The following is a 10,389-nucleotide window of genomic DNA, read 5'->3' on the forward strand; positions in this document are numbered from 1 at the left end:
ATCGGGCGGTCTGCCAGATCGACCCAGAAGCGGAGACCGCTCATGCCCGATGCCGTGCTGTTCGAGACCGATGGCCCGGTCTGCACGATCCTGCTCAACCGGCCCGAATGCCGCAATGCGGTAGATGGGCCAACCGCCGCTGCACTGCTCGCCGCGTTCGAGCGCTTTGAAGCCGATGGGGCGCTGCGCGTGGCGGTGCTCGGCGGCACGGGCGGACACTTCTGTGCCGGGGCGGACCTGACGGCCGTCGGCGATCCGGCGCGGCGCAATCACCTCGACCCCGATGGCGCGGCACCTGGCCCGATGGGGCCGTCACGCATGGCACTGTCCAAACCGCTCATTGCGGCGGTGAGCGGCTATGCCGTGGCGGGCGGGTTGGAGCTGGCTTTGCTGGCAGACTTGCGCGTGGCCGAGCGTGATGCGGTGTTTGGCGTGTTTTGCCGCCGCTGGGGCGTGCCGCTCATCGACGGCGGTACGGTGCGTCTGCCGCGCATTGTGGGCATGGGGCGCGCGCTGGACATGATTCTGACAGGCCGCGCGGTGCACGCCGAAGAGGCGCTCACCATGGGGCTCGCCAGCCGCGTGGTCGAGTCGGGTGAGTCACTTGTCGCGGCTCAGCAGCTTGCTCGCGAGATTGCTGCGTTTCCGCAGCAGTGCATGTTGACGGACCGCGAATCGGCTTACGCGCAGTGGGAGTTGCCACTGGCAGAGGCGCTGCGCCAGGAGGGTGCCCACGGGACGCCTATCGTATTTGCGGAAGGCGTGACCGGTGCAGCAAGGTTTGCAGGCGGAGCGGGGCGGCACGGACAGCCGGACACTTCGGCCTGAGCATGTATGAAAAAAAGCGCCAACCGACGCAAGCCGGTTGGCGCTTTTGTTTGGTACTGCCGACGTTATGCCGTGGCGCTCTCAGCCAGCACAACCTTGCTGCCCGCATGCTGCGCCTTGGCATGCTTGGCGCGCAGGCAGCGTGTGGCTTCCACCATGCCTTGCAGTGCGGCTTCCACCTCCGGCCAGCCGCGCGTCTTCAGGCCGCAATCCGGGTTCACCCACAGGCGCTGCACCGGCACCACCTGCGTGGCCTTGTCGAGCAACGCTTCCATCTCTTGCACACGCGGCACGCGCGGCGAATGGATGTCGTACACACCCGGGCCGATCTCGTTCGGATACGCAAACTCGCCAAACGCATCGAGCAATTCCATGTTCGAACGCGATGTTTCGATGGTGATCACGTCGGCATCCATCGACGCAATGGCGGGCAGGATGTCGTTGAACTCCGAATAGCACATGTGCGTGTGGATCTGCGTGTCGTTGCGCACGCCCGAGGCCGAGACGCGGAAGGCGCGCGCCGCCCACTCCAGGTAGCTCGGCACATCCGACGCACGCAGCGGCAGGCCCTCTCGGAAAGCAGGCTCGTCGATTTGGATGGCGGCGATGCCAGCGGTTTCCAGATCGCACACTTCATCGCGCAGGGCCAGGGCGATCTGCAGCGCGGTCTGCTCACGCGGCTGGTCGTCACGCACGAAAGACCATTGCAGCATCGTCACGGGGCCGGTCAGCATGCCCTTCATCGGCTTGGCCGTCAGGCTTTGCGCGTACTTGGACCACTCGACGGTCATGGCTTCAGGGCGGTAGACGTCGCCGTAGATGACGGGCGGTTTCACGCAGCGCGAACCGTAGCTCTGCACCCAGCCGTTGGCGGTGAATGCGTAGCCCCACAGCAGTTCGCCGAAGTATTCGACCATGTCGTTGCGCTCGGCTTCGCCGTGCACCAGCATGTCGAGGCCCAGTGCTTCCTGGCGGCGCACCACGTCGGCAATCTCTGCACGCATGCGTTGCAGGTAGTCCAGCGCCGGCAGGTCGCCGCGCTTGTGCTGGGCGCGCGCCTGGCGGATCTCAGCCGTCTGCGGGAAGGAGCCGATGGTGGTGGTCGGCAGCAGCGGCAGGTTCAGGCGGGCTTGCTGCGCTTCTGCGCGGGCAGGGTAGGCTGCGGCGCGCGCGGCATCTTCCGCGCGGATTGCTGCCACACGCTTTTTCACGCCAGCGTTGTGCACGCGGCGCGATTGGGCGCGAGACGCAATGGCAGCGCGATTCGCGCCGAGGGCGCTTTGCACGGCGGCAGAGCCTTCGACCAACGCGCGCTTGAGCACGGCCAGCTCATCCAGCTTTTGGCGCGCGAAGGCCAGCCAGCCCTTGAGTTCGTCATCCAGCTTGGTCTCAGCCGACAGGTCCACTGGCACGTGCAGCAGCGAGCAACTTGGCGCAACCCACAGGCGGTCGCCGAGTTGCTGGGCCAGCGGCGCCACTTGTTCCAGCACGCGTGCCAGGTCCGAGCGCCAGATGTTGCGGCCATCGATCACGCCGACCGACAGCACTTTGTCCACGGGCCAGGGTGCGAACGCGTCGAGTTGCTGCGGGGCACGCACGAGGTCCAGATGCACGCCGGCCACCGGCAGCGATTTGATGAGCGCAGCGTGATGCAATGCCGCCTCGAAGTACGTCGCGAGCAGCAGCTTGGGGCCGTTGGCCGCTGCCAGCGCCTGATAGGCCGGGCCGAATGCTTCAATCCACGGCTTGGGCAGGTCCAGCACCAGCGCGGGTTCGTCGATCTGCACCCATTCCACGCCCAGTGCGGCCAGACGCTTGAGCACGGCTGCATAGGCCTGCAGCAGCTGCGGTAGCAACGACAGCTTGTCGGTCAGGCCATTGCGGGCCTTGGCCAGATGCAGGAATGTGACCGGCCCGACCAGCGCCACCTTCACGCGGTGGCCCGCCGCCTGCGCCTCGCGCACCTCGTCAAACAGCCATTCGGTGCCCGGGCCGAAGCGAAGGTCGGGCGTGAGTTCCGGCACGAGGTAGTGATAGTTCGTGTCGAACCACTTGGTCATTTCCATGGCCGCATGCTCGGCATTGCCGCGCGCGAGCACGAACGATTGCGCCAGCGTGAGCTGTGCTGGATCGAAGCCGTAGCGCGTGGGGATGGCGCCAAGCAGGGCGGCCGTCTGCAGCACCTGGTCATACCAGGCGAAGTCGCCCACGGTGACGAAATCGAGGCCCGCGTCACGCTGGGCAGCCCAGTGGCGCTCGCGCAGCGTGCGACCGGTGGCGCGCAGGTCATCTTCGCTGGAGGTGCCTTTCCAGAACGATTCGAGGGCGAACTTCAGCTCGCGCTGTGCGCCGATGCGGGGGTAGCCGAGGGTGTGGATGGTCGTCATGTTGGTCGCCAAAGTGCAGATGTGTTTTTGAGTCCTGCGATGATGGGCGACGACGGAGCATGAATCAAATGATATTATTTTCGACAACATTGAATTGAATTCATAATTCGGAAGTCGCACGAACATGCTTGAAATCCGTCATCTACGTACCTTGATCGCCTTGGCTGATGGCGGCTCGGTCTCACGCGCAGCGGAGCGGCTGCACCTGACGCAATCGGCGCTCTCGCACCAATTGCGCGCGCTGGAATCGCACTACGGGCTGGCCGTGGTGCGCCGCAAGGGCCAGACCGTGGAGTTGAGCGAAGCCGGTGAACGCCTGTTGGAACTGGCGCAGAAGGTGGTTGCCGACATTCAGACCGCCGAGCGCGACCTGGAGCGCATCAAGGGCCGCGCGGCCGGCACGCTGCGCATTGCGCTGGAATGCCACACTTGCTTCGACTGGCTGATGCCCGTGATGGACGCTTTTCGCCAGCGCTGGCCCGAGGTGGAGATGGATCTCGTCTCCGGCTTTCATACCGACCCGCTGGCGCTGCTCAAGGAAGGGCGGGCTGATGTGATCATCGGTTCCGACGCCAAGATGCGCCGAGGTGTGGTGTTCGCGCCGCTGTTCCGGTTCGAAATCCTCGCCGTGCTGCCCGTGGACCATCCGCTGCGCAACAAGAAATGGCTTGAGGCCAAGGACTTTACCGACCAGACGCTTATCACGTATCCGGTGCCGGAAGAGCGTATCGACCTGATCCGACAAGTGCTCACGCCCGCCGGCATTGCGTTCAATCGCCGCACGGCGGAGCTGACCATCGCCGTGCTGCAGCTCGTTGCCAGCCGCCGCGGGCTGGCCGCGCTACCGAGCTGGGGCATCAAGAACTACGTCGACTACGAATACGTTGTCGCCAAGCGCGTCGGCAAGGAAGGCGTCTGGAGCGACCTTTACGCCGCCATGACGCGCGACTACGCGCAGGCGCCGTTTGCACAGGACTTTATTGAGACGGCCAAGTCGATCTGTTTTGCGCAGTTGCCGGAGTTGATGCCGCTGGAGTGAATCAGAACTGATGCCGCACGCCAACGGTGACGCTGCTGCGCGAGCGCACAAAGCCCGTCACGCGGCCGGCAGTGTCTGTCGCCATCGGAAACGCATAGGCGTTGAAGACGTTGGTGGCGTAGCCTGCATCAATGCGGCTGGTGTCCGCCTGCAAGTAAGCGTTGGTGCGGCTGGATAACTTGTAGTTGAGCATGGCGGCGACGGTGCGTCTGCTGCCGCGTTGCGCGTGCTGGCGGTCGACGTAGAACGCGGCGTAAAGCTCGATGGCGGGGCGGACTGCGTATGAGGCGCCCGTCACCCATACCTCGTTGCGCTGTGGCGTCAGGGCGCTGCGATGGTTGAGGTGGCTCAGGTAGAGCTTGAGCGCGTTAAAGGTGAGGACGCCGCCTGCGGTCCAGACCGTGTGGTTCGCGGTTCCATTGGCGTTGCGGGTTTGCTGCCAGGCGGCGCTTGCGCTGATGGGGCCTGCCGCGTATGCGAGGCTGCCGCCGAGCTTGCGGCCGCTGCGGCCATTTCCGGCTTGCTCGCCTAGACCAACAGCAAGTGAGGCCGTGGTGCTGCCTGCCTTGCCGGTGTACGACACAGAGTGGTTCCACCGGTTGCCACCGGTGTAGTTGTCGTAAATGAAGGCGGGTTCGTAGAGGTTGGCCCAGCCGAAGGGTTCATTGGCAAATTCGACCAGATAGACCGGGCTGTACTGCCGCCCGAATGTGAGGGTGCCGAAACCGCCCGAAAGCCCGACCCATGCCTGCCGGCCGAACAGGAGGCCACCTTGCGCGGGTTGGCCGCTGCCGGGGTGGAAGCCGCTTTCCAGCGTAAAGATGGCGTTGATGCTGCCACCAAGGCCTTCGCTGCCTTTGATGCCCCAGCGGCTGGCACTGCTGGCGCCTGATGTCAGCTCCAGCAGATCGTTGCCGGAGATGGTCTGGTTGGTGCTGTAGCGCACGGCAGTGTCGATGCGGCCGTACACGGAGACCGATGCCTGCGCCGGCGTTGAGAGCATTGCCAGGGCGGCCGCGCAAACGCCCAGCGCGGCCCACGATTTGACGGCGTTACTGGATCGCATCGGGCGTGACCACAATCCAGTTCTTGTCGGCCGTTACGGGCAGCCCGAGTGCTTCTTGCCGTGCGGCGTGCTGCTGCCGCATGTCGTTCAACAGCCGCATCGCTTTTGCACTGCGATTGACCCAGACGCGCACGCCGCCACGCTCGACATCGGTCTTCTGAAACAGCATCGGGCCATCGCTGGCCGGCGTATCGCCCGCCACCAGGATGGGCTTCTTCCATTCGTCGATATAGGTATTGATGGCTGCGGGCTTGCCTTCGTACCAGGGGAGCGGCGCCCAAAGCACGGGGAGCAATTCGTGATCGCGCAGTGCCTCTGGCTGGTATTCGCCTTGCGCAACCAGTTTGCGCACCGTTGTCACGTCGCCGGTTTGGCGATCCTTCAGCAGCATGCTTACGCCGATGACGTTTTGTGGTTTCACGCCGTAACCGTATTGCGGATCAGACGCCACCATGCGCACAAGGTCTTCGCTGGCAGCGCTGACCACGTAGACCTCGATGCCGTTCTCAATCAACGCCCGGTACAGCTCGCGCATGCCCGCAAACACGCGGGGCGGCTCGACTAGCACAGTTTCGATTTCGCCGTTGACGAGGCGCTGTGCCGGCACTGGTTTGTCACGCGCCATCAACGCATCCACCTGCGTTTTCAACTCGCGCAGGGTAAAGCCGGAGAACACCTGTGCCACCCACGGGTAGCAGACTTGATCGTCGATCTCGCACAGCCGTGTGTAGTAGCTGTAGAGGCTTTCTTTGGCCAGCGGCGTGTCCTTGAACGGAACTGGCTGCAGCGCGGGGGAGAGCCTGTCGCGCGATAGCAGGCCCTGCATCTCCATGAACGGCAGCAGCGCTTCCTCCAGGTCATGACGGTAGCTGGTGTTGTCCATGTCGAAGACGGCATAGGCGCCCTGGTGAGCGTGGTTGGCGATGACCGTCTTCAGTGCATTGGCGGCTTGCGGCGGCCAATGGTCGAGTGCGATGTCCGCTCGTGCCAGGCATGATGCCGCGCACAGCGCCAGCCCGATCCACCACCTTCTTCCAAGCATGCGTGCCATATGGCCTCCTTGATGCGCGTTGTTTTATGCGAAGCGCGGAGGGTAGGCGGTGAAGAGGGATGCGTGCTTTATCGCCACGCAATTTGACATCTGGGCTGGCGGCTGGCGAAGCGATGGAACTGTGCTTAAAGATTGCGGTACGCGAGAGCACCGTTTTGATGAGAAGAAATTGCGCTGTATAGCCGCCCCGGATTTGCTGAGGCCAAGTCTCGCCGCTGCTCGATGGCTCGGACGGTTTGTCAGGCGATGGCGGCTATTTGTCGCCGTGTTCCGATGTGCTCCCCAGCACAACGATCCCGCCATCTGGATTCACGCGGACGGCGATGTTGTGGCCCGAGAGTTCGTAGCCGTGACCATTGCGAGCGTGCCGCCGCCGACGAAGTGCAGCGTGTGCGAGATGGTGTCGTATACGTGGACAATCACATGCCGAGTGACCTTGGATAAGTCCAACACTGCGACTGCGTGAATGGATGGCATCCGGCCTTCGATATTGCCATCCGGCAGGTGACGCAGAGTGGTGCCGCACTTAGCGCTAACGGTGTAACCGCCCCCAGGGTCGTTTGTGCGCCAGCCGCCCTGGAGGTGGACGGCGTCTTGCGGGGATGAGGGTGTGGGTTTTGGCGGAGGTGTGGTCATGCGCTAGCGACTCACTTGGGTGCGCGGGTTGCCAGCGATCAGCACGGCGCTGCAGGCGGTTTTCATGCCGCGCAGGGCGACCTGCACGCCGTTGACGGTGTAGTGCGAGGCGCCTTCAATGATCTGGAACTCCCCCTTGCACTTGGGGCACTTCACCATGTTGCCAAGTCCAGCCATCTGGCGGCCGTCCAAGTTGGTGCCAGGGATGCCGTCCAGCACTACGCCGCCGTGGTCGGTCTCGTCGCCGACGCAGATGATTTCGTTGTTCATTGTTGCTGTTCGATTTGATGGTTGAAGGCAATGAGCACTATTCTTTCATTATCTTTGCAAAACACTCATAAGACTCCCCGGGGTAGGGCAAAACAGCCGTCATCTTCATGTGCGTTGGGTTTCCAGCATTGATCACAGATGCGGTTTTGCTATCAACGGTTCCAATAACAATTGCATCGCCATCTAAGACTTTAGCCCAGATTCTTAGCAGGTTTGAAGCATCGATGATTTTCATGGCTTCCTCTTGTGTTTCTGGTCTTTTTGTAAAATATGCATTCTTGCTGGTTTTTTCGATCAATTCCCCTAGGCTGCCAGATTGTTGCTTGTGATTAATTAAATTCGCAGTGCCTAGAGAAATCGCAAACGCCGATCCATTCCCCTTAAATATTTTTTTCTTCCCATTTTTTTTAAACACGCCTGGCTCTGAAATCCAGTCATATTCCGATCTCTTCTCTGTTATTTCGAATCGATACCAGTCCCATTTTTCTCTTGTTTTCTTTAATGGAAAGAGCGCTGAAATTCCTTTCTTTGTGGCGATGGCTAGGCAGTCGTCAATATTCTCGCTATAGCAAAGAATTGGAAACAGAATGGTAAATATAATAACTGCCAGTTTAATTTTATACGATTTCGCATGTTTTCTCGGATTCTTCTAAGGAGTTCAACTCGATCATTGAAGTCGGCGGTCGATGTGGAAGACGCCATATTCAGCTCTGAATAACCCAAGCCATCTGGCGACCGTCCAAGTGGGTGCCAGGGATGTCGTATAGCACTACACCACTGTGGTCGGTCTTGTTGCCGGCGCGGATGATTTCCCCGTTCATTGCTGCTCTTCGATTTCGTTGTTCAAGCCGCTACGGGTTGATGGGAATGCGGCTGAACAAGCTCAGGTCGAGTCCAGCACTCTTGAACCTAGCGATAACAGCTTGCAGGGCTGAGGCATTCCCCCTCTCTCTGAAATTTCCAAGTGACATCGCGGCTGCGAAGCAATTTTCCGGGTCGTCCGAACAGGGGCGATCCAGGGACATCAAGCTAGCTCGTTGAGCGATTTTGATAGCCATCATTGGAATCGCAATGCTCTTTGCTGGCTTTCCTTGATAGAAGTCGGAAAATTCAGTGCTTAGACGATCCCACGTACGCTGCGCAAAATCGTTGGCAAACTCACAGTCCCCGAAGGTGGCCGCGCTAGTCGCCCCGCCGAGCCCAACGCAAACCAATGCCACACTGCTTCCCGCATATAACGCCTTTAACCTCGCCGCAGTATCCATGGGGGCCAGAGCACGTACCTGAACAGAGCCAGTATTTGCAAAAAGAATGATTGAGGAGGCTTGATCACGTTCCTGAACCGCCTCAACGGTCCCAGACACAAGTATCCGCTTCCCCAGAAACTGCTCGTTGGCGGTATCGCTACTCTGCTCATATGCGCAACCAATGTCACTTGCGGAAGCAGTTTTGATATTCAAGACTGTGGCTGTGTAGGGTTGTCGTCCGTCAGAAAATGCGCTGATGTCATCGTTCCTGATGATGTTGAGTAGGGTTGCTTCGATTTCGCTTGGAGCATATCCGGCTGCGAAGCTGACCCCAAAAGATGCCTAGTGCAAGTCCTGCCGCGAGAATTCTGTTGAAAAATGATCGATTCATCAGGTATGGAAATGAGAGCCGTGAGCAGACGCAAGCGTATTGATTTGCCATGGACTTAGGTGAGCTTGGTCTAGATTGACGGACCATCGACCCAAACATTCCTTTCTAGCTGTATGACTTTCCGCGCTGCTTGGATTTTTCTTGAAAGTAAGGTTGTTCGCTTGAAATAAAACTCAAGAGGGCAAGGCAGGTTGTGGGTAATAAGCGCTTCCTATTTATCCGCGAGGCGGGGCTTGTAAGAAAACGGGCTAGTTTGTCAATCGCCGTCGTTGAAATATTGGTCTGTGCTGGTGCGTCACCATCTTCTCTATTTTAATAATATTGATGTGTTATTTATTAATAATTCTTGCTGATTTGTTTACTTTCTTTATTTTGACGAGGCACTCATAAGATTCTCCGGGGTATGGCAAAATTGCGCGCATTCGCATATGCGTTGGATTTGACTGTTTTGCCGCATCGGTCGATGTTTTGTTGATTGTTGCCAAAAGAACGGCATCATCATCTAGCAATTTCATATCAACTTTGCTGCGACGTATAAAATCAAGGTTTCTACTAGTCCAGGATTCATTTTTTGTCTCTCCAGTTAAATAGGCAATTTTTTCAGAGCTCGCAATCAAATCCTCCAGGGCGCCGGATCCAGGGGTAATTTTGCTTAGATCTGTGGCCCCCAGGAAGGCGACAAATGTCATCCCATTTCCTTGAAATGATTTTTGATGATTTTTTTTTAAAAGAGTGCCCGGCTCAGCAATCCAGGCATACTCAGCTGTTTCGCGCGTCACCTCAATTCGGTGCCACTCCCAATTTGATCTTTCTTTAATTACTGGGAAGATTGCGGACATGACATTATTAAACTCAATCGCCATGCATCCATCAATTTCTTTTCCGTGGCAATAATTGGAAAATAATAATGCAAGAATGGGAGCAATGTGCTTCATCGTCTAACTCCTTTCTTATTTCTCCGAATTTTGCCGGCAAACTCAACGACATCATTAAGATCTGCTGTTGGGGCAGTCGCTGATTTCTGCATGTCTGGAAAGTAATATTTAATATCGCAGGCGTATCCAGGTGGAATTCTTGATGTCGGCCAATCTTGATCTGGGACATAATCCGTCCGGTCTCGAACATCACGCCCCGGCACACGATCCCTAGCCTCACAAGTGGACTTGGGCTTGCTCCATTGTCTGCAATATTGCGTGTAGTCATAGGGGCTTGCAGAAGCCCATGCTTTGGAATTTGGATTGACCGCGTCGTACACCATATCCAATGGATAGTCCGGCTGCGAAGCCATGCGAGCGGTCTGTTCATTTAGAGCAACTTGGCGAGCATTTGCTCTAGTTTTTACGCGTCGCTGGTGGGAATTTTGTAACCCCAGCGGATCAATCCACTCAACCGGATTCGGCGCGTATAGGTGCGAGTTCAGCCCGCCAAGGAGCCCAATCGGGTCTTGTGAGTTATATCGCCCGGAGCCAGGGTC

General features: G+C 58.8%; 10 protein-coding genes. 2 read left to right on the forward strand and 8 right to left on the reverse strand.

Translation table 11 applies throughout. The features are described 5' to 3' along the window. Nucleotides 1–42 precede the first annotated feature (42 nt). Complete coding sequence (locus tag B4F51_RS08085) at nucleotides 43–828, forward strand: crotonase/enoyl-CoA hydratase family protein (protein WP_296224607.1); 786 nt, start codon at nucleotides 43–45, stop codon at nucleotides 826–828. 65 nt (nucleotides 829–893) lie between these two features. On the opposite strand, the gene metE is transcribed toward B4F51_RS08085, so the two are convergent. Further along, nucleotides 894–3,215 (reverse strand): 5-methyltetrahydropteroyltriglutamate--homocysteine S-methyltransferase, encoded by a 2,322-nt coding sequence (gene metE / locus B4F51_RS08090; RefSeq protein WP_296224608.1) that lies wholly within the window; start codon nucleotides 3,213–3,215, stop codon nucleotides 894–896. A 124-nt stretch (nucleotides 3,216–3,339) separates the two neighbouring features. Between metE and B4F51_RS08095 the strand changes: the two genes are divergently transcribed. Next, nucleotides 3,340–4,254 carry a LysR family transcriptional regulator gene (locus B4F51_RS08095; protein ID WP_296224609.1) on the forward strand — a complete coding sequence of 305 codons (915 nt, stop codon included), beginning with the start codon at nucleotides 3,340–3,342 and terminating at the stop codon, nucleotides 4,252–4,254. A gap of 1 nt (nucleotide 4,255) precedes the next feature. Here B4F51_RS08095 and B4F51_RS08100 read toward each other — a convergent pair whose 3' ends face one another. From B4F51_RS08100 to B4F51_RS08130, 7 genes are all read right to left on the reverse strand, one after another. Then, complete coding sequence (locus B4F51_RS08100) at nucleotides 4,256–5,320, reverse strand: porin (RefSeq protein WP_296224610.1); 1,065 nt, start codon at nucleotides 5,318–5,320, stop codon at nucleotides 4,256–4,258. Further along, nucleotides 5,307–6,371, reverse strand: coding sequence for a haloacid dehalogenase-like hydrolase (locus B4F51_RS08105; protein WP_296224611.1), 1,065 nt, complete (start codon nucleotides 6,369–6,371; stop codon nucleotides 5,307–5,309). Before B4F51_RS08105 ends, B4F51_RS08100 begins: the two co-directional genes overlap by 14 nt. Before the next feature lie 639 nt (nucleotides 6,372–7,010). Beyond that, nucleotides 7,011–7,277 carry a PAAR domain-containing protein gene (locus tag B4F51_RS08110; protein WP_296224612.1) on the reverse strand — a complete coding sequence of 89 codons (267 nt, stop codon included), beginning with the start codon at nucleotides 7,275–7,277 and terminating at the stop codon, nucleotides 7,011–7,013. 37 nt (nucleotides 7,278–7,314) lie between these two features. Then, nucleotides 7,315–7,692, reverse strand: coding sequence for a hypothetical protein (locus B4F51_RS08115; RefSeq protein WP_296224613.1), 378 nt, complete (start codon nucleotides 7,690–7,692; stop codon nucleotides 7,315–7,317). Nucleotides 7,693–8,128: 436 nt separating this feature from the next. Further along, on the reverse strand, nucleotides 8,129–8,821 hold the full coding sequence (locus B4F51_RS08120; RefSeq protein ID WP_414706713.1) for an OB-fold protein: 693 nt from the start codon (nucleotides 8,819–8,821) through the stop codon (nucleotides 8,129–8,131). A gap of 423 nt (nucleotides 8,822–9,244) precedes the next feature. Continuing rightward, nucleotides 9,245–9,850 carry a hypothetical protein gene (locus B4F51_RS08125; RefSeq protein ID WP_296224615.1) on the reverse strand — a complete coding sequence of 202 codons (606 nt, stop codon included), beginning with the start codon at nucleotides 9,848–9,850 and terminating at the stop codon, nucleotides 9,245–9,247. Then, the coding region (locus tag B4F51_RS08130) for an RHS repeat-associated core domain-containing protein (protein ID WP_296224616.1) at nucleotides 9,847–10,389 on the reverse strand (543 nt) is incomplete at its 5' end. The genes B4F51_RS08125 and B4F51_RS08130, both read right to left, overlap by 4 nt.

Origin of the sequence: Ralstonia sp. UBA689, from assembly GCF_002298975.1 — a bacterium.
Lineage (GTDB): Bacteria > Pseudomonadota > Gammaproteobacteria > Burkholderiales > Burkholderiaceae > Ralstonia.

Coding starts and splice junctions, on each gene's coding strand:
- B4F51_RS08085 (WP_296224607.1), top strand. CDS start 43: ATGCCCGATGCCGTGCTGTTCGAGACCGATGGCCCGGTCTGCACGATC.
- metE (WP_296224608.1), bottom strand. CDS start 3,215: ATGACGACCATCCACACCCTCGGCTACCCCCGCATCGGCGCACAGCGC.
- B4F51_RS08095 (WP_296224609.1), top strand. CDS start 3,340: ATGCTTGAAATCCGTCATCTACGTACCTTGATCGCCTTGGCTGATGGC.
- B4F51_RS08100 (WP_296224610.1), bottom strand. CDS start 5,320: ATGCGATCCAGTAACGCCGTCAAATCGTGGGCCGCGCTGGGCGTTTGC.
- B4F51_RS08105 (WP_296224611.1), bottom strand. CDS start 6,371: ATGGCACGCATGCTTGGAAGAAGGTGGTGGATCGGGCTGGCGCTGTGC.
- B4F51_RS08110 (WP_296224612.1), bottom strand. CDS start 7,277: ATGAACAACGAAATCATCTGCGTCGGCGACGAGACCGACCACGGCGGC.
- B4F51_RS08125 (WP_296224615.1), bottom strand. CDS start 9,850: ATGAAGCACATTGCTCCCATTCTTGCATTATTATTTTCCAATTATTGC.